14 protein-coding genes and 1 pseudogene are annotated in these 19,015 nt (G+C 51.7%); 6 read left to right on the forward strand and 9 right to left on the reverse strand.

The window, feature by feature from the left end; translation table 11 throughout:
* Positions 1-185 precede the first annotated feature (185 nt).
* Both polA and C2U41_RS30205 read left to right on the forward strand, forming a co-directional pair.
* On the forward strand, positions 186-2,972 hold the full coding sequence (polA, locus tag C2U41_RS23005; RefSeq protein ID WP_003840413.1) for a DNA polymerase I: 2,787 nt from the start codon (positions 186-188) through the stop codon (positions 2,970-2,972).
* A gap of 166 nt (positions 2,973-3,138) precedes the next feature.
* On the forward strand, positions 3,139-3,186 hold the full coding sequence (locus C2U41_RS30205; protein ID WP_071892919.1) for a spot 42 RNA, inhibition of DNA synthesis: 48 nt from the start codon (positions 3,139-3,141) through the stop codon (positions 3,184-3,186).
* A gap of 119 nt (positions 3,187-3,305) precedes the next feature.
* Here C2U41_RS30205 and yihA read toward each other — a convergent pair whose 3' ends face one another.
* A complete protein-coding gene (gene yihA, locus C2U41_RS23010; RefSeq protein WP_003847926.1) occupies positions 3,306-3,938 on the reverse strand; it encodes a ribosome biogenesis GTP-binding protein YihA/YsxC in 633 nt (210 codons plus the stop codon).
* A gap of 209 nt (positions 3,939-4,147) precedes the next feature.
* On the opposite strand from yihA, the pseudogene C2U41_RS29810 reads away from it, so the two are divergent.
* The 3 genes and pseudogenes from C2U41_RS29810 (at position 4,148) to hemN (ending at position 6,576) form a co-directional block, all read left to right on the forward strand.
* Positions 4,148-4,333 (forward strand): annotated as a pseudogene (locus C2U41_RS29810) (hypothetical protein).
* A 165-nt stretch (positions 4,334-4,498) separates the two neighbouring features.
* A complete protein-coding gene (yihI, locus tag C2U41_RS23015; RefSeq protein ID WP_016151253.1) occupies positions 4,499-5,014 on the forward strand; it encodes a Der GTPase-activating protein YihI in 516 nt (171 codons plus the stop codon).
* A 188-nt stretch (positions 5,015-5,202) separates the two neighbouring features.
* Positions 5,203-6,576, forward strand: coding sequence for an oxygen-independent coproporphyrinogen III oxidase (hemN, locus tag C2U41_RS23020; protein WP_003847923.1), 1,374 nt, complete (start codon positions 5,203-5,205; stop codon positions 6,574-6,576).
* An 89-nt stretch (positions 6,577-6,665) separates the two neighbouring features.
* Here hemN and C2U41_RS23025 read toward each other — a convergent pair whose 3' ends face one another.
* From C2U41_RS23025 to glnA, 4 genes are all read right to left on the reverse strand, one after another.
* A complete protein-coding gene (locus C2U41_RS23025) occupies positions 6,666-6,776 on the reverse strand; it encodes a YshB family small membrane protein (RefSeq protein WP_003028631.1) in 111 nt (36 codons plus the stop codon).
* Between the two features lie 111 nt (positions 6,777-6,887).
* Positions 6,888-8,297 (reverse strand): nitrogen regulation protein NR(I), encoded by a 1,410-nt coding sequence (gene glnG, locus C2U41_RS23030; RefSeq protein ID WP_003028633.1) that lies wholly within the window; start codon positions 8,295-8,297, stop codon positions 6,888-6,890.
* Positions 8,298-8,307: 10 nt separating this feature from the next.
* Positions 8,308-9,357 carry a nitrogen regulation protein NR(II) gene (gene glnL / locus C2U41_RS23035; RefSeq protein ID WP_003028636.1) on the reverse strand — a complete coding sequence of 350 codons (1,050 nt, stop codon included), beginning with the start codon at positions 9,355-9,357 and terminating at the stop codon, positions 8,308-8,310.
* Between the two features lie 281 nt (positions 9,358-9,638).
* A complete protein-coding gene (gene glnA / locus C2U41_RS23040) occupies positions 9,639-11,048 on the reverse strand; it encodes a glutamate--ammonia ligase (protein ID WP_003028638.1) in 1,410 nt (469 codons plus the stop codon).
* A gap of 380 nt (positions 11,049-11,428) precedes the next feature.
* On the opposite strand from glnA, the gene typA reads away from it, so the two are divergent.
* Positions 11,429-13,252 carry a ribosome-dependent GTPase TypA gene (gene typA / locus C2U41_RS23050; RefSeq protein ID WP_003028641.1) on the forward strand — a complete coding sequence of 608 codons (1,824 nt, stop codon included), beginning with the start codon at positions 11,429-11,431 and terminating at the stop codon, positions 13,250-13,252.
* A gap of 70 nt (positions 13,253-13,322) precedes the next feature.
* Here the strand turns inward: typA and ompL are convergent, their stop codons facing one another.
* The 4 genes from ompL to C2U41_RS23070 all read right to left on the reverse strand — a co-directional run bounded on the left by ompL (position 13,323) and on the right by C2U41_RS23070 (position 19,014).
* Positions 13,323-14,015 carry a porin OmpL gene (ompL, locus tag C2U41_RS23055; RefSeq protein ID WP_003028643.1) on the reverse strand — a complete coding sequence of 231 codons (693 nt, stop codon included), beginning with the start codon at positions 14,013-14,015 and terminating at the stop codon, positions 13,323-13,325.
* 66 nt (positions 14,016-14,081) lie between these two features.
* A complete protein-coding gene (locus C2U41_RS23060; protein WP_003028645.1) occupies positions 14,082-15,503 on the reverse strand; it encodes an MFS transporter in 1,422 nt (473 codons plus the stop codon).
* A gap of 46 nt (positions 15,504-15,549) precedes the next feature.
* Complete coding sequence (locus tag C2U41_RS23065) at positions 15,550-16,932, reverse strand: MFS transporter (RefSeq protein WP_003028647.1); 1,383 nt, start codon at positions 16,930-16,932, stop codon at positions 15,550-15,552.
* A gap of 45 nt (positions 16,933-16,977) precedes the next feature.
* Positions 16,978-19,014, reverse strand: a complete 2,037-nt coding sequence (locus tag C2U41_RS23070; RefSeq protein ID WP_103848503.1) for an alpha-glucosidase — start codon at positions 19,012-19,014, stop codon at positions 16,978-16,980.
* Position 19,015: the final 1 nt, after the last annotated feature.

A 19,015-nucleotide genomic window follows, 5' to 3' on the forward strand; every position in this document is an offset into this window, starting at 1 on the left:
GGCAATAATTGCCTTGTTATATTTAAAGAGCTGTAAATTATTTATTCACAAAGTTATCCACAGCTGTCTTTGCGCGCAAAGCAGAAGATCTACAAAAGTTTTTCGACAAATGCGGCGAAAAACTCATGTTTTCATCCTGTCTGTGGCATCCTTTACCCATAATCTGATAAACAGGCACGGACATTATGGTTCAGATCCCAGAAAACCCACTTATCCTTGTAGATGGCTCATCTTACCTGTATCGCGCATACCACGCGTTCCCACCGCTGACTAACAGTGCAGGAGAACCTACGGGTGCGATGTACGGTGTCCTCAACATGCTGCGTAGCTTGATTTTGCAATATCAGCCGACCCACGCGGCGGTGGTATTCGACGCCAAGGGTAAAACCTTCCGTGATGAGTTATTCGAACACTATAAGTCGCACCGCCCACCCATGCCGGACGATCTGCGTGCGCAGATTGAACCTCTGCATGCGATGGTAAAAGCGATGGGGCTGCCACTGTTGGCGGTTTCTGGCGTGGAGGCGGATGATGTCATCGGTACGCTGGCGCGGGAAGCAGAGAAGGTGGGTCGTCCGGTGCTGATTAGCACTGGTGATAAAGATATGGCTCAGTTGGTGACGCCGAATATCACCCTTATCAACACCATGACCAATACGATCCTCGGCCCGGATGAGGTGGTAAATAAATACGGTGTCCCGCCGGAACTGATCATCGATTTCCTGGCGCTGATGGGGGATTCCTCAGATAACATCCCTGGCGTTCCAGGCGTAGGTGAAAAAACTGCGCAGGCTCTGCTGCAGGGGCTGGGTGGGCTGGATACTCTCTATGCTGAATCAGACAAAATTGCGGGGCTGACATTCCGTGGTGCGAAAACCATGGCGGGCAAACTTGAGCAGAATAAAGAGGTGGCGTACCTCTCTTATCAATTGGCTACTATCAAAACGGATGTTGAGCTGGAGTTGACCTGCGAGCAGCTGGAAGTCCGTCAACCGGCGGCGGAAGAACTGCTTGGCCTGTTTAAACAGTATGAATTCAAACGTTGGGTTACTGACGTTGAAGCGGGTAAATGGCTACAGGCGAAAGGGACGAAGCCGGCGGCAAAACCGCAAGAAACTATTGTCGTCGATGAAACGCCTGAGGAGCCGGCTACGGTTCTTTCGTATGATAACTATGTGACGATTCTGGACGAAGCGACGCTGGAAGAGTGGATTGCGAAGCTGAAAAAAGCACCTGTCTTTGCCTTCGATACTGAAACTGACAGCCTGGACAATATTTCCGCGAATCTGGTTGGCCTGTCTTTTGCCATTGAACCGGGTGTGGCGGCATATGTTCCTGTTGCCCACGATTACCTGGATGCCCCCGATCAAATAGCTCGCGATCGCGCGCTGCAGCTGCTGAAGCCGCTGCTGGAAGATGAGAACGCGCACAAAGTCGGGCAGAACCTGAAGTACGATCGCGGTATCCTGGCGAACTATGGCATCGAGCTGCGCGGCATCACCTTTGACACCATGCTTGAATCCTACATTCTTAACAGCGTTGCTGGCCGACACGATATGGACAGCCTGTCGGACCGCTGGCTTAAACATAAAACTATCACCTTTGAAGAGATCGCTGGAAAAGGCAAAAACCAGCTGACCTTTAACCAGATAGCATTGGAAGAAGCCGGGCGTTACGCTGCGGAAGACGCCGACGTTACGCTACAGCTGCATCTGAAAATGTGGCCAGAATTACAGCAACATAAAGGGCCACTGAACGTCTTTGAAAATATCGATATGCCGCTGGTGCCAGTTTTGTCTCGTGTTGAGCGCAACGGTGTGAAAATCGATCCGGCTGTTCTGCACAAGCATTCAGAAGAACTGACGCTGCGTTTGAACGAGCTGGAGCAAAAAGCGCACGAGATCGCCGGAGAAGCGTTTAACCTGTCTTCCACCAAGCAACTGCAAACCATCCTGTTTGAAAAGCAGGGTATTAAGCCGCTGAAGAAAACCCCTGGTGGCGCACCATCAACGTCAGAAGAGGTGCTGGAAGAGCTCGCGCTGGATTATCCGTTGCCGAAAGTTATCCTGGAATATCGTGGGTTAGCCAAACTGAAGTCGACCTATACGGATAAGCTTCCGTTGATGATTAACAAGAAGACCGGGCGCGTGCACACTTCCTATCATCAGGCAGTTACCGCAACGGGTCGCTTGTCTTCAACGGATCCGAACCTGCAAAACATCCCGGTACGTAATGACGAAGGTCGTCGTATTCGTCAGGCGTTCATTGCGCCAGAAGACTACGTGATTGTCTCTGCGGACTACTCACAGATTGAACTGCGTATCATGGCGCACCTTTCACGTGATAAAGGTCTGCTTACCGCGTTTGCCGAAGGTAAAGATATTCACCGCGCAACGGCGGCAGAAGTCTTTGGTTTACCGCTTGATTCTGTGACCAGCGAGCAACGCCGCAGCGCGAAAGCCATCAACTTCGGTTTGATCTACGGGATGAGCGCTTTTGGTCTGGCGCGCCAGTTGAATATTCCGCGTAAAGAAGCACAGAAGTACATGGATCTCTACTTCGAACGCTACCCTGGCGTGTTGGAATATATGGAACGCACCCGCGCGCAGGCGAAAGAGCAGGGTTATGTAGAAACGCTGGAAGGTCGCCGTCTCTATTTACCGGATATTAAATCCAGTAATGGTGCTCGTCGTGCAGGTGCAGAACGCGCGGCAATTAACGCCCCGATGCAGGGTACTGCCGCAGACATTATCAAACGAGCGATGATTGCGGTGGACAGATGGCTGCAAACCGAGCAACCGCGTGTGCGTATGATCATGCAGGTACACGATGAACTGGTGTTTGAAGTGCATAAAGATGACCTCGAGAGCGTCTCTAAAAAGATCCACCAACTGATGGAAAACGAGACCCAGATTGACGTGCCGTTGCTGGTGGAAGTCGGTAGTGGCGAAAACTGGGATCAGGCGCACTAAGGGTTTACTGAATAACGGCTCTTTTTCGTAACTAAGCAACATAAGAGAGAACTTTTTGTGATGTCCATTAGAATTCCCTATGTAAGGAATGAAAAAAAATTACAAAAAGTGCTTTCTGAGCTGCTCAAAAAAGAGTAAAGTTATTCTCGTAGGGTACAGAGGTAAGATGTTCTATCTTTCAGACCTTTTACTTCACGTAATCGGATTTGGCTGAATATTTTAGCCGCCCCAGTCAGTAATGACTGGGGCGTTTTTTATTGTGCGAAAGAAAAGTTTTGTACATGCTGTAGGCCGGATAAGACGCGCAGCGGCGCCATCCGGCAATACGGTGGGTTATTCACCGTCCTGCATCTCTTCAACCGGTGCCAGTTCACTAAACCAGCTATCCAGTTTTTGCCGCAGTTTGTCCACACCCAGCTTTTTCAGCGATGAAAATGCTTCTACCTGCACATCACCGTTAAATGCCAGTACGGCTTCGCGTACCATATTCAACTGCGCTTTGCGTGCACCGCTGGCCAGCTTATCTGCTTTAGTCAGCAGTACCAGAACCTGAACGTTGCTCTCAACCGCCCACAGGATCATCTGTTGATCGAGATCTTTTAACGGGTGACGAATATCCATCAGTACCACCAGACCTTGCAGGCTCTGACGTTTTTCCAGATATTCAGCCAGCGCGCGCTGCCATTTACGCTTCATCTCTTCTGGAACTTCGGCATAACCGTATCCTGGCAAATCGACCAGGCGTTTGCCGTCAACGACTTCAAACAGGTTGATGAGCTGAGTACGACCTGGCGTTTTAGATGTACGCGCCAGACCCTTTTGATTCGTCAGGGTATTTAGCGCACTGGATTTGCCTGCGTTGGAACGGCCAGCAAAAGCCACTTCTATACCCGTGTCGGAAGGTAAGTGGCGAATATCAGGCGCACTCATCACAAAGTGCGTCTGTTGATAATTCAAGTTAGTCAAAGCAGTCCTCTCCATCAATCAGGGCTTTGCAGCGATTATACCTGAACCCCAGCAAAAGGCTGGTTTTTCGACGAGTGGGCTGTGTGAGTAAAAACCACGCGCTTTGTGAGACATTGCCGACAGTTTCTATACGAGATGACAGAGTAAAAAATGACAGAAATAAAATAAATCATAGAGTTACATTTGGGCGCTATTCTTAAAATCAGAAATTGTTACCTAGGTTACTTGTACGTTTAAACCAAAACGGTAAAGTAGCATCCATAGCGAGGAAGCTGACAGGATAGACGACTCAGGATGAGGGTCAGGAGCGCCAGGAGGCGAAGACACAGGATTGTCAGGAAGACAAACGTCCGGAGACGTTAGTAAAAGGAAATGGAAACAACACGGAATGTTAGAGGCTAAGGGAAAAACAGGGTGTGTTGATAGCCAACAGGGATTGTAGAGCCCGTAAGGGTTGAGAGTCAGGAAAAAAGGCGACAGATTACTCTGTCGCCTTTTTTCTTTATTTCTGCTAGATTCCGGCGCAATTATATACTGAATAAAACAGCCAAAGACGAATCATGATGAAACCAACTTCTACACCACGCGGTAAAGGTCCTGCAAAAGCGCGTCGTAAAACACGCGAAGAAATTAACCAGGAAGCTCGCGACCGTAAGCGCCAGAAAAAACACCGTGGTCATGCGGCAGGTAGCCGTGCGTCCGGTAGCGAAGGCGCATCTGGTGGCGGAAACCAAAATAAGCAAAAAGATCCTCGTATTGGCAGCAAAACCCCCATTCCATTGGGCGTGACCGAAAAAGTCACCAAACAGCACAAACCGAAGAGTGAGAAACCTATGCTTTCACCACAGGCTGAGTTGGATTTACTGGAAACGGATGAGCGCCTGGATGCGCTGCTGGAGCGTCTTGAAGCAGGAGAGACCCTGAGCGCGGAAGATCAGTCCTGGGTTGATGCCAAGCTGGACCGCATTGATGAGCTGATGCAAAAGCTGGGTCTTTCTTACGATGACGAGGAAGAAGAGGAAGAAGAAGAAGAAAAGCAGGAAGACATGATGCGCCTGCTGAAAGGCGGCAACTAACGGTTTTACACCGTGGGTCTTCCCGTCCTGCTTATAACCCTTCCGGTTATATGTTATCTGGTGTGGTTATTCGTTAAACTACAGCGGTTGTCGCGGCGACAGAAGTGGCTGCGCAACCGACTTATCACCCGTACTGGGGTTAAGTCGGTACGCCGTACCCGCCAGAGACGCCATCGGAAGGAGTGAGCATGTCAGAGCAGTTAATAGACTGGGACCTGGCCCTGATCCAGAAATATAACTATTCCGGGCCACGATATACCTCGTACCCGACCGCGCTGGAGTTTTCTGAAGACTACGGCACTGAAGCATTTCTAAAGGCCGTGGCGCGTTATCCTGAGCGTCCTCTCTCGCTGTACGTTCACATCCCGTTCTGCCACAAGCTGTGTTATTTCTGTGGCTGTAACAAGGTCGTGACTCGCCAGCAGCATAAAGCCGATCAATACCTCGATGTCTTAGAACAAGAAATTATTCATCGCGCACCGCTGTTTGCCGGACGTCATGTCAGTCAGCTGCACTGGGGCGGCGGCACGCCAACGTATCTGAATAAAGCGCAAATCAGCCGTTTGATGTCGCTGCTGCGTGGCAACTTTAACTTTAACGACGACGCCGAAATCTCGATCGAAGTGGATCCGCGTGAAATTGAGCTGGATGTGCTCGATCATTTACGCGCTGAAGGTTTTAACCGCCTGAGCATGGGGGTGCAGGACTTCAATAAAGAAGTTCAGCGCCTGGTGAACCGTGAGCAGGATGAGGAGTTTATCTTTGCGCTGCTGAATCATGCGCGCGAGATTGGCTTTACCTCAACGAATATCGATCTGATTTATGGTTTGCCAAAACAGACGCCGGAAAGTTTCGCCTTTACCCTGAAACGCGTTGCTGAGCTGAATCCAGACCGACTGAGCGTCTTCAACTACGCGCACCTGCCGACGCTGTTTGCCGCTCAGCGCAAGATTAAAGACGCCGACCTGCCCAGCGCGCAGCAGAAGCTGGATATCCTGCAGGAAACCATTTCTTCACTGACCGAAACCGGTTATCAGTTCATTGGTATGGATCACTTTGCTCGGCCGGATGATGAGCTGGCGATTGCTCAACGCAAGGGTGTGCTGCATCGTAATTTCCAGGGTTATACCACCCAGGGTGATACCGATCTGCTGGGAATGGGCGTGTCAGCCATTAGTATGATTGGTGACAACTATGCGCAGAACCAGAAAGAGCTGAAGCGCTATTATCAGCAGGTAGACGAGCAGGGGGACGCACTGTGGCGCGGAATTGCCCTGACCCGCGATGACTGCATTCGTCGTGATGTTATTAAGCTCCTGATCTGTAACTTCCGCCTCGACTATGCCGCTGTGGAACAGCAATGGGCTCTGAACTTCGCTGACTATTTTGCCGAAGACCTGAAACTGCTGGCACCGCTGGCGAAAGATGGGCTGGTGGATGTGGATGAGAAGGGGATTCAGGTTACGCCGAAGGGGCGCCTGTTGATCCGTAATATTTGCATGTGCTTTGATGCCTATCTGCGGCAGAAAGCACGCATGCAGCAGTTCTCCCGCGTCATTTAACCGGGTTGCCCGGTGGCGCTACGCTTACCGGGCCTACACGTCGCAATAATCTGTAGGCCGGATAAGCGTTAGCGCCATCCGGCGCGCCTTCAGCTGAACAGCCCAACCAGCGCCGCACACAGCACTGCGGCAACCGCAGTTTGTGGCGTATGGCTCTCGACCGCACCGCTCGACAGCAGATTAATCATTGATTCCAGCATGATGACTTCCCCCGTTTGCCGGGCACGATCATACTTAACTCATCGGAACAGTAAAGCGCAAAATAGCAGCAATTTGCGCTCAATTATCAATCTTTACACAGTGACGAATCGTCACTCCATTCCGAGTTCTTTTAACTTACGCGTCAAGGTATTACGGCCCCAGCCAAGCAGGCGTGCGGCTTCCTGTTTGTGCCCCTGGGTATGACGTAGCGCGGTGGTCAACAGCGTGCGCTCCATTTCCGGTTGAGCCTCAGAAAGCAGGTTTTGATGACCGGAACGCAAGGCCCGGTCTGCCCACTGTGCCAACAGGGTTGCCCAGCTGTCTGGCTGCATATGGGACGGTGCGTCAGGCACGGTGGTTTCAAACAGCTCGGCTGGTAAGTCCTGAATCAGTACTTCCTGGCCGGCGGCCATGACGGTTAACCAGCGGCAGGTGTTCTCAAGCTGACGCACGTTACCCGGCCAGGCCAGACGGGTCAGCGCCGCCTCGGTCTCCGGGTGTAATTGTTTGGCTTCAACCCCCAGTTCGTGCGCGGCCTCCTGCAGGAAATGGCGCGCCAGACGTGGGATATCTTCCCGACGTTCACGCAGCGGCGGCAAATGCACGCGGATGACGTTCAGACGATGGAATAAGTCCTCGCGGAATTTGCCTTCCTGTACGCGTAGTTCCAGATTCTGGTGCGTGGCGGCGATAATACGTACGTCCACCTTCACGGGCGCATAGCCGCCAACGCGGTAAAACTGTCCATCGGCTAATACGCGCAATAAACGCGTTTGCACGTCCAGCGGCATATCACCTATTTCATCGAGAAATAGCGTACCGCCGTCGGCCTGTTCAAAGCGCCCCTGACGAATGGTATTCGCCCCGGTAAACGCGCCTTTCTCATGACCAAACAGCTCAGATTCGATCAAATCTTTTGGGATTGCCGCCATGTTCAGGGCGATAAACGGCGCTTTGACGCGCGGGCTATGACGGTGCAGCGCATGGGCGACCAGCTCTTTACCGGTCCCGGACTCCCCGTTAATCAATACGCTGATTGACGATCGGGACAGGCGGCCAATAATGCGAAAGACGTCCTGCATTGCCGGCGCTTCGCCGATGATGTCGGTTGTTGGGCCGTTGATCTGAACATTGCGCGGCTGCTGCTGTTCCTGATAATGGCTGATGGCACGTTCGACCAGCGCCACGGCTTCATCAATATCAAAAGGTTTGGGCAGATAATCAAACGCCCCTTGCTGATAGGCGCTGACGGCAGCATCCAGATCGGAGTGCGCGGTCATTATGATGACCGGAAGCATCGGATGCCGCTGTTTAATCTGTTTTAACAGCGTCAGACCGTCCATGCCCGGCATGCGAATATCCGACAACAGTACGTCAGGCGTTTTGCTGGCCAGCGCGTCCAGCACCTCTTTACCACTTTCAAATGTGGTACAGCTTAGCCCTGCCCCTGCGAGCGCACGTTCAAGCACCCAACGGATGGAACTATCGTCATCAACGACCCAGACTATTCCTCGTTGCATAAACGTCACCTTATTTCCTGATAGGCAGGTAAACCGAGAACTCGGTATGACCCGGCCAACTGGTAAATTCAATTTTGCCGGAATGTTGATCAATTAAATTGCGGGCGATGGATAATCCAAGCCCAGTACCGCCTTCGCGACCGCTGACCATTGGGTAGAACAGCGTGTCCTGCAAATGCGAGGGAATACCCGGACCGTTGTCCTCAACATCAATCCGTGCCGCCAGGCGATAACGTACGCCGTGCAGCGTGAGCTGAAACGCGGTGCGGGTACGCAGAATGATCTCACCGCCTTCCGCTCCCAGCGCCTGCAAAGCATTGCGCACGATGTTTAACAGAACCTGCTCGATCTGGTCCGGATCGTGCAGTAGTTCGGGCAGACTCGGGTCGTAATCACGAATCAGCGTGACGTTTTCCGGGAGCTCCATTGAGACCAGCGCCACCACGCGCTCCGCCACCTTGTGAATACTTTCAGTGACATGCATGCCAGGTTGTTGTGGTCCCAGCAGACGGTCGACCAGATTACGCAGGCGGTCGGCCTGCTCAATAATGACTTTGGTATATTCGGTCAGCGCCGGGTCCGGAAGCGCTTTGCTGAGTAGCTGCGCTGCGCCGCGTAATCCACCTAAAGGGTTCTTGATTTCGTGCGCCAGACCGCGCACCAGATCGCGGGCGGCAATCTGCTGGGCGTGCTGGAGCTGCTCCTGACTCAGACGGCGCTGGTTATCCATTGGCGCCATCTCCAGCAGGATAAGGCCATCAGGCAGCCTCTGAGCGGTCACTGACAGGATATGTGAGTGGCTGTCTATCACCAGCGTCACTTCGTTATCCGTAAAGCCCTGGCCTGCTTCCAGGCTCTCTCGCATCAGTCCGATGTTTAAGGAGAAATAACTCAACAGATCGGGAAGCGGTGTACCAAACAGTTTGCGGGAGCTTTGGGCGAGCAGCTGCTGTGCCGCCGGGTTGGCGTAATGTACCGCCAGCTCATCGTCGACGAGTAAGATGCTGTTGATTAAAGAATTGAGGATCTGCCCAGCATCGGGCAGCGTGCCGGTTGCCATTCAGCAGTCTCCTGAAAAGTGTTGCACCAATTTAGTGCATTATAGCTTTTTACATCAAAAAAGCGCGAGAAAGCAGGTTGTTAGTGGAGAAAAAAGCCCATCCTGGGATGGGCTACAGATGACTGGCAAACGCAGATGCCGGATGGCGGCTTTGCTTTATCCGGCCTACAAGGTGATGTTACCGGTAGGCCTGATAAGCTTGCGCCATCAGGCGTCTTATCATTCGCCATCGATCTCAAGCCTGCCTGAGCAGGCTAAAATTTCCACGGCAACTCAAACGATTAAACGCTGTAGTACAGCTCAAACTCTACCGGGTGCGGAGTCATACGCACACGGTCATCTTCTTCGCGACGCAGCGTAATATACGCATCGATCGCTTCATTGGTGAACACGCCGCCTGCAGTCAGGAACTCACGGTCCAGATCCAGTTCTTTCAGTGCTTCTTCCAGAGAACCAGCAACCTGTGGGATCTCTTTCGCTTCTTCCGGCGGCAGGTCGTACAGGTTTTTGTCCATGGCTTCGCCCGGGTGGATCTTGTTCTTGATACCGTCAAGACCAGCCATCAGCAGTGCTGCGAAGCACAGGTACGGGTTAGCAGCCGGGTCCGGGAAACGCACTTCAATACGACGCGCTTTCGGAGAAGCAACAACCGGAATACGGATAGAAGCAGAACGGTTACGGGCAGAGTAAGCCAGCATTACCGGCGCTTCGTAGCCTGGGACCAGACGCTTATAGGAGTTGGTGGTCGGGTTAGCCAGGGCGTTGATCGCTTTAGCGTGCTTGATTACACCGCCGATGTAGAACAGCGCCTGCTCAGACAGACCCGCATATTTGTCACCAGAGAACAGGTTTACGCCGTTCTTGGACAGGGACATGTGGCAGTGCATACCGGAACCGTTATCACCGAACATCGGTTTTGGCATAAAGGTCGCGGTTTTACCGAAACGGTGCGCAACGTTGTGCACAACGTATTTGTAGATCTGAATTTCGTCCGCTTTTTTGGTCATAGTGTTAAAGCGGGTCGCGATTTCGTTCTGGCCAGCGGTCGCCACTTCGTGGTGATGCGCTTCAACAACCAGGCCCATCTCTTCCATGATCAGACACATGGTAGAACGGATGTCCTGAGAAGAATCTACCGGAGGAACCGGGAAGTAACCGCCTTTCACACCAGGACGGTGACCTTTGTTACCACCTTCGTATTTGGTGGAGGAGTTCCATGCGCCTTCGATGTCATCGATTGCCACATGGGAACCGGAAATAGACGCGCCGAAACGGATGTCGTCAAACAGGAAGAATTCTGGCTCTGGCCCGAACAGAACGGTGTCTGCGATGCCGGTAGAACGCAGATACTCTTCAGCGCGTTTTGCGATGGAGCGCGGGTCGCGGTCATAGCCCTGCAGCGTACCCGGTTCCAGGATATCGCAACGGATGATCAGGGTAGACTCTTCATAGAACGGGTCGATGAGTGCAGTCGACGCATCTGGCATCAGAACCATGTCTGATTCGTTAATGCCTTTCCAGCCACCGATTGAGGAGCCGTCAAACATTTTGCCTTCTTCAAAGAATTCGGCATTTACCTGATGAGCAGGAATAGTGACGTGCTGTTCTTTACCTTTGGTATCAGTGAAGCGTAAATCAACAAACTTCACTTCGTGTTCGTTCAGCATCGTCAAAACGTGTTCAGCGGACATACTTACTCTCCCGGATTGGTCATGGTCGTCGTGGTAACGAAGTCTTCAATTCTGCAAAAAATTGGCCGTGTCGCCGTAAAAAATATAAAGCGAAATCTGTGCCAACTTTTAAATTGCCCCTAAAAGGCGTTATCATGCGCACTATCGTGCAAAGGGGCTGCACCATGAAGGTTGTATTGCACCATTATAGTGCTTTAATGTGAACATTAAGCACCATATTGGTGCAGAGCATGTCAGATTACCCCTTTTAACGCTCCGTGAATGTGATCACAAAGAAACTCTGCAATACTTGTTTGCGGAGGATGTTTGTGATCCTGTTTTGTACTGCGATTAATCCGTGTACAATAACGCGCTATTTCTAAAATGCCTGAGGCAAAGTTGTGATCGAAAATTTGCGTAACATCGCCATCATCGCGCACGTAGACCATGGTAAAACGACCCTGGTAGACAAGCTGCTCCAACAATCCGGTACGTTCGATGCACGTGCTGAAACCCAAGAGCGCGTGATGGACTCCAACGATTTGGAGAAAGAGCGTGGGATTACCATCCTCGCTAAAAACACCGCTATCAAATGGAATGACTACCGTATCAACATCGTTGATACCCCGGGGCACGCCGACTTCGGTGGTGAAGTTGAACGTGTAATGTCCATGGTCGACTCCGTGCTGCTGGTGGTGGATGCAATGGATGGTCCGATGCCGCAGACGCGCTTCGTGACCAAAAAAGCCTTTGCCCATGGCCTGAAGCCAATTGTTGTTATCAACAAAGTTGACCGTCCTGGCGCGCGTCCTGACTGGGTTGTTGATCAGGTATTCGACCTGTTCGTTAACCTCGACGCTACCGACGAACAGCTGGACTTCCCGATCGTTTACGCTTCCGCGCTGAACGGTATCGCAGGTCTGGATCACGAAGATATGGCTGAAGACATGACTCCGCTGTATCAGACTATCGTTGATCGTGTACCGGCTCCGAACGTAGATCTTGATGGCCCGCTGCAGATGCAAATCTCTCAGCTGGACTACAACAACTACGTTGGCGTAATCGGTATCGGCCGCATTAAACGCGGTAAAGTTAAACCGAACCAGCAGATCACTATCATTGATAGCGAAGGCAAAACCCGTAACGGTAAAGTCGGTAAAGTTCTGACTCATCTGGGTCTGGAACGTATCGAGAGCGATATTGCCGAAGCCGGCGATATCATCGCGATCACCGGTCTGGGCGAACTGAACATCTCCGACACCATCTGCGATCCGCAGAACGTCGAAGCGCTGCCGGCTCTGTCCGTTGATGAACCGACCGTAACCATGTTCTTCTGCGTAAACACCTCTCCGTTCTGTGGTAAAGAAGGTAAATATGTTACCTCTCGTCAGATCCTTGACCGCCTGAACAAAGAGCTGGTGCACAACGTTGCGCTGCGCGTTGAAGAAACCGAAGATGCGGATGCGTTCCGCGTATCCGGTCGTGGTGAGCTGCACCTGTCTGTTCTGATTGAAAACATGCGTCGTGAAGGTTTCGAAATGGCGGTTTCCCGTCCGAAAGTTATCTTCCGCGAAATCGATGGCCGTAAACAAGAGCCGTTCGAAAACGTAACGCTGGACGTCGAAGAGCAGCATCAGGGTTCTGTCATGCAGGCTCTGGGTGAGCGTAAAGGCGACCTGAAAAACATGAATCCAGATGGCAAAGGCCGCGTACGTCTTGACTACGTGATCCCAAGCCGTGGTCTGATCGGATTCCGTTCAGAATTCATGACCATGACTTCCGGTACCGGTCTGCTGTACTCCACCTTCAGCCACTACGACGACGTTCGTGCGGGTGATGTGGGTCAGCGTCAGAACGGCGTACTGATCTCCAACGGCCAGGGTAAAGCAGTTGCGTTCGCACTGTTCAGCCTGCAGGACCGCGGTAAGCTGTTCCTGGGTCACGGTGCTGAAGTTTACGAAGGCCAGATCATCGGTATTCACAGCCGCTCTAACGACCTGACTGTAAACTGCCTGACCGGTAAGAAATTGACCAACATGCGTGCGTCCGGTACTGACGAAGCAACGGTTCTGGTTCCGCCGGTTAAGATGACTCTGGAGCAGGCTCTGGAATTCATCGATGACGACGAACTGGTAGAAGTTACCCCAACCTCTATCCGTATCCGTAAGCGTCACCTGACTGAAAACGATCGTCGCCGTGCAATGCGTGGCGCGAAAGAAGAGTAATTAACGCTCTTTCTCAGGTAAGCATAAAAAAGCCGCTGATTATCAGCGGCTTTTTTTATCATCAGCAGTATCAGAAGAAATACTTTGCCCCAACACGAATCTGGTTTTGTTCGCGATGATAGGGTTCAACATTGCGATCTAACCAGCGTAATTCCAGGTAGGGCAACCAGTGTTCATTGATCCGATATTTAAAGGTATTGGTAATTTCCCAGTGATGATCTTTTCCGTTGCTGCTATTGAAGTCATTGACTCGCATAAAATAGTGCGGTTCAAAGGTATAGGAAAATTTATCAGTAATGGCAAAGTTCCAGTAGTTACCTATTTCATAGGTATCATTATTATCCAGGTCACCGTTCAGGTCGGTTGAACTGTAGTTATTATGATTATATCGATTACGCACGGTAAGATTAAACCATGGTGTAAATTTATAGTTAACATCCAGATAAACAGCACCGCCAGAACCAATACTCTTATCGTTTATTAGCCCGCCAGGTTGGATTGTTAATTTATCTGTCGGTTTAAATAACGGGTACCAGCCCTCTATTTCGTTATAGCCGTGTTTTAGCTCATCCTTGCGTTGCATCGTGTAGGTGTTGGTGAGCATGATGCCCGCACCCATATCAGAGTTATAGCCGACGCGCATCATGACCTCTATTTGATCGGACGCCAGGTTATATGCTTCGCGGTTTTCTACATAGGCTCCAGCGAAAGCAGAAGTTGATACCACAGAGGATAAGAAAATTATTGTCGTTAATTTTTTCATGATAAATCCATTTTTTAAGCGTAGGGAGGCCGCCATCCATTGGGATGGAATAGGCGGCTATTATTTTTATACGTTTACAGCAGAGGTATTCTTTTTATTGGTAATAGGGTCCGGTTGGATGTTGTTTTTCTTCCGTTGGCTGATTTCCTCAATAATAAAAGCAAAACGTGTTTCGTTGAGTTTATAAAAGAAGCCCATTGTGAGTGCTGCAATAATTGCAAGTCCGCAAGGCCAGAGAAAAATGAGTTGACGCAAACCGAGCAGGGTAGCATCGCTCTGGGCTATGTTGGGGATATAACCGATTTGTGTCAGCATAATCCCAGGCAGGAAGCCTGCGAGCGCCGCGGAAATTTTGCGAGAAAAGGTATAACCCGTATATACCGAACCTTCCGCACGGATCCCCGTCTTCCATTCGCCATAATCGACCGTATCCGGAACCAGCGCCCAGTTCAGGCTGTTAACAAAAGCGGTTCCGAAGAAGGCCATGCAAGAAAACATCACGAATAAAAATGACGTGCTGCCCCAGAAAAAGTTCAGCACATCGCCGATTGCCCATAGCGCCAGACCGCCGAGGTAAACCTGTTTTTTACCGAAGCGTTTTACAGCTGTGGGAACCAGCAGTACCCCAACCAGAATGCATCCCATGCTGAAGAAACCCATCCACGACAGCAGATGTATATCGTTCAGCACGTACTGGGTGTAATACACCTGAATCGCCAGCTTAATGTTGAATGCCGCCAGCGTGCACAAGTTGGCAACACATAGCACCAGTAGTGGAGGGTTACGGAAAATGGCGCAGAACGATTTGAGAATACTGGGTTTATGGTGATCCGGCACGATTTCGATATAGCGTTCCTTCACACCGCTAAAGCACCACCACATACTGAACAATCCGCAGACAGAGAAGAGCAGTGCGGCAATCAGATACCCCAGCGAAGGCGAACTGACAAATAGCGCCTGAATCGGCATAAAGCCAACGGTACACAGTAACAGGCCTACGGTAGCGCCGCCCTGACGCCAGGCGGCGAGCTGAGCGCGTTCATGTGGATTTTTAGTAATTGCAGGCACCATCGCGCCGTAGGAACAGTTCATCAGGCTATAGAACAGGCCGAACAGCATGAACAACACCGTTGCCAGCCCCGTTTTCACCGTTAGCGTAAAGCCTGTCGCTAAAAATTGCGCGCTGGCGACGACGGCGACAGGAAATGACGCATACAAAATAAAGGGTCTGAATTTCCCCTTTGCGCCAATATTACGCCTTGAGTCCAGCAACACGCCGGTCAGAATATCGGTGAAGGCGGTGAAGAACTTCGCTACTAAAAAGATAATCCCACCGTACCAGGCCGGCATCCCTAGTTCATCGGTATAAAATTTAAGCAGATACAGCGTGCCGATACACAGCATCAAATTTGAGCCGAAGTCACCCACTCCGTAGGCGAATTTTTCACGCAGGCTCAGTTTTAGCGTTAGCGGATCATGAAAAGACATAATCGCTCCTCAATAGCGCCCCGTAGAGCGCTATTCATTATTATTATCAAACGGTTTGTTTACGCGCTTCTATCTCTTCAACGATGCGGACATACATTTTCTCGTTAAGGTTGTAGAAACAGCCCATAGCTACAATGGTGATCACCGCCAACGCGCAGGGATAAATAAAGATCAGCTGACGCAACCCTTCGACCGTACTGGCAGATTGCACCACGTTGGGGACGTAGCCGATTTGCGTCAGCATCCAGCCGGGGAAGAATCCTGCCAGCGCTTGTGACACTTTACGAAAGAAGGTGAAGCCGGTGTATACCGTTCCTTCCGAACGTACGCCGGTACGCCATTCGCCATATTCCACCGTGTCGGAGACCAGCGCCCAGTTCAGGCTGTTGACGAATGCTGAGCCGAAGAACGCCAGGCACGAGAAAGCGACAAAGCTGACGGAACCGCCGCCAAAGAAGTAGTTCAGCAGATCGCCCGCGACCCAAATCAACAAACCGCCGATGTAGACCTTTTTCTTGCCGAAACGTCTGACCATTCCCGGCATCAAGAAGACGCCGATGAAGATACAGCCCATGCTGAAAAAGCCCATCCAGGAAAGGAGGATCGGGTCGTTCAGTACGTACTGGGTGTAATAGACCTGAATCGCCAGCTTGACGTTAAACGCGCCAAGTGTGCAAAGGTTGGCAACGCACAGAATAAACAGCGGGCGATTACCTGCGATGGCGCGGAAGGATTGCAGCAATCCCGGTTTTTGCGCGGCATCAACGGGTTTCACCTCCACGTAGCGTTCTTTAACCCCGGCATAGCACAGCCACATAAACAGCAAGCCGAACAGAGAGAATAAGGTGGCAGCGAAGATATAGCCCAACTGTGAGTTGCCTTCGATCAGGTTCATTACTGGCACAAAACCGACGGTGCACAGCAGCAGGCCAAGAGTGGCTCCGCCCTGTCGCCAGGCAGCCAGCGAGGCGCGTTCGTCCGGGTTTTTGGTGATCGCGGGGACCATCGCACCGTAAGAGCAGTTCATCATACTGAAGAACAGTCCGTACAGCATAAACAGTACCGTTGCCATCACCGTTTTACCGGTGACTTCAAATGGTGTACCGACAAAGTTCGCAATCGCCAGCAGCGTCACTGGAAATGCGGCATACAGAACGAACGGGCGGAATTTGCCTTTCGGGCCGATTTTGCGGCGCGAGTCGAGCATAATCCCAGTCCCCATATCAGTAAACGCGGTAAAAAACTTGGCGATAAGGAAAATGATACCGCCATAAGTTCCAGGTAAACCAAGAACATCGGTATAAAACTTGAGTAAATAGAGCGTACCTATGTCCAGCAGGATATTGGAACCTAAATCACCCATCCCATAGGCGAGTTTTTCTTTGAACGGCAAGCGTAGGGTTGCCGGATTAGAAGAAGTCTGACTCATTATTATTCTCCATGTGCCCGTGAGTCTCCCCACGGGCGAGCCGTATTAGATGTTGCGTAAAGTGGCAAACAGTGACGCCCATTCACTCTTCGCGCGATAAAACACCGGAGGCTTGCCAATCGGCGCATCCACGGTAATTTCACCGCCCTGATAGGTTTCCCCGGTCCAGACATTTATCCAGCTATCTTCCGGCAGATACAGGGTCCAGTCGGACTTGCCTTGCTCGTGAACCGGCGCGACCAAAAGATCTTGTCCCAGCAGATACTGATATTTCAGGGTATAGGTACGCGCATCGTCTTCGTAATGCAGGAACAGCGGGCGCATCACCGGCAGACCGGTAGCGCTGTTTTGCGCGACGGCCTGTTTGAGATACGGTTTCAGGGTGGTAAACACGGCGGTCATTCGTGCAAAGTGGGCGATGGTTTCAGCATCACCATCAAACTGCCAGTTATCGCCTGGGCGGTTACCCTCGTGGGTACGCATCATCGGCGTGAAGGCGCTGAAGTCACACCAGCGCAGCAGCAGTTCTTTGCTGCGTTTCATGTCAAACAGGGTGGTGTAGCCGCCGATATCGCTGTGGTGCAGACCGTGACCGGTCATCGCCAGCGACAGCGCTGCAGGAACGACGGAAGCCAGACCGTCGTCAAGGCTCCAGTCCACGTTCTGATCGCCCGCCCACATCATGGTGGAGTATTTCTGGCTGCCGGTGTAACCCGCACGCATAAAGAACAGGATCTCGCCGAGTTTGCCGGTCTCCTGTAGCGCTTCGTAGTTACATTTCGCCCACAGTGCGGGCCAGGCGTTGTGCATGATCTCGGCGCTGACGCCGTTGTGCAGATACGTATCTGTCGGCAGGTATTCGCCAAAATCTGCCATCCAGCCGCCGCAGCCCAGTTCGATCATGTTTTTCTTGATGACCTCTTTGAACCAGTCGTAGGCTTCCGGGTTGGTCAGATCGACCACGCCGCCGTAAAACTCGCCAAACTCTACGAGGTAATCGCCGCCGGATGCATCTTTCGCCAGATAACCGTGTTTGGCCGCTTCGGCACAGAGATCTTTATCGCTGGCAACATACGGGTTGATGTAGGAGAGGAACTGCACGCCTTCTTCTTTCCATTGCTTAATACGGCTATCCAACTGCGGATAATTGTCGCTGTTCCACTTCCAGTTCCACATCACGCGCTTGCCAAAGGAGGTCATGCGGATCCCGGACCAGTCCTGCGCCCAGATGCCGTTTACTTTCACGCCTGCGTTACGCATGGTGTCCAGTTTGCTCTGGCAAACCTCAGTACCGCCCTGAATACCGAGCGTGACGCCATCGTAGATCCAGTCCGGCAGCTCCGGCTGGCGTCCTAACAGCGCAGTCAGTTTTTCCAGCAGAGAGATGTAGGTATCAGCGCACTCAAAGCGCAGGGTGGTTTTGTCCTCCCACAGCGCCAGTTCGTGATACTCCGGCGCGCTGAAGTCGAAATTCATATAGCAACTGTTATCAACGTGGCAGTAGTACTTCTGCGTGCTGACGAAGGTCGGCTGTGGGAAGAAGGTCCAATAGTAGTCGCCACCGGCGTTCTCTTTACAGTCGGCTTGCCAAGTGACATAGCTGTTTTTGTTTCGGCCCACGCCTTGTTCGCTGGTCCACAGCGGGAACGGCTTACCGCGTAAGTCGAAATAAGAGAACTGTTCGCCACAGCCGTAAATATGATCGTCCGCCCTGGCGGCCAGACGCAGCCAGATGCGGTTATGGTTGAGATCGCCGTTGTGCAGATCCAGCTTCAGGCGACCCTGTTCATCGGTGGAAATATGCAGCGTGGCGTTGATGGTATCACCGCGGCTGAAATGCACCCGCCAGCCGTCTGGGGACTCGCTTACCGTGGCGCCAGTTAGAGCAATCTTCTCATTGAGCCTGTCTTTAATGCTGAAGTTGCCGCGAAACATGTCAATGTCGGCAACGCCAGCGCCGACCCACAGGCAGGGCGTTTCTGTGCTGTGGCGTAAAATCAGGCGCTGGTGGTACGTTAAAGCAAATCCACCAGGTAATGATGTGAGTTCTATGGCGGTTGACCGTTGTTGTAGCGAATTCATT

Origin of the sequence: Citrobacter freundii complex sp. CFNIH4, assembly GCF_002934505.1 — a bacterium.
GTDB lineage: Bacteria > Pseudomonadota > Gammaproteobacteria > Enterobacterales > Enterobacteriaceae > Citrobacter > Citrobacter freundii.

Bases quoted from the DNA above. Each gene is read 5' to 3' on its own strand.
- glnA (WP_003028638.1), bottom strand. From the start codon at position 11,048: ATGTCCGCTGAACACGTTTTGACGATGCTGAACGAACACGAAGTGAAG.
- glnL (WP_003028636.1), bottom strand. From the start codon at position 9,357: ATGGCAACCGGCACGCTGCCCGATGCTGGGCAGATCCTCAATTCTTTA.
- C2U41_RS23025 (WP_003028631.1), bottom strand. From the start codon at position 6,776: ATGCTGGAATCAATGATTAATCTGCTGTCGAGCGGTGCGGTCGAGAGC.
- ompL (WP_003028643.1), bottom strand. From the start codon at position 14,015: ATGAAAAAATTAACGACAATAATTTTCTTATCCTCTGTGGTATCAACT.
- yihI (WP_016151253.1), top strand. From the start codon at position 4,499: ATGATGAAACCAACTTCTACACCACGCGGTAAAGGTCCTGCAAAAGCG.
- glnG (WP_003028633.1), bottom strand. From the start codon at position 8,297: ATGCAACGAGGAATAGTCTGGGTCGTTGATGACGATAGTTCCATCCGT.
- C2U41_RS23065 (WP_003028647.1), bottom strand. From the start codon at position 16,932: ATGAGTCAGACTTCTTCTAATCCGGCAACCCTACGCTTGCCGTTCAAA.
- hemN (WP_003847923.1), top strand. From the start codon at position 5,203: ATGTCAGAGCAGTTAATAGACTGGGACCTGGCCCTGATCCAGAAATAT.
- C2U41_RS23070 (WP_103848503.1), bottom strand. From the start codon at position 19,014: ATGAATTCGCTACAACAACGGTCAACCGCCATAGAACTCACATCATTA.
- polA (WP_003840413.1), top strand. From the start codon at position 186: ATGGTTCAGATCCCAGAAAACCCACTTATCCTTGTAGATGGCTCATCT.
- C2U41_RS23060 (WP_003028645.1), bottom strand. From the start codon at position 15,503: ATGTCTTTTCATGATCCGCTAACGCTAAAACTGAGCCTGCGTGAAAAA.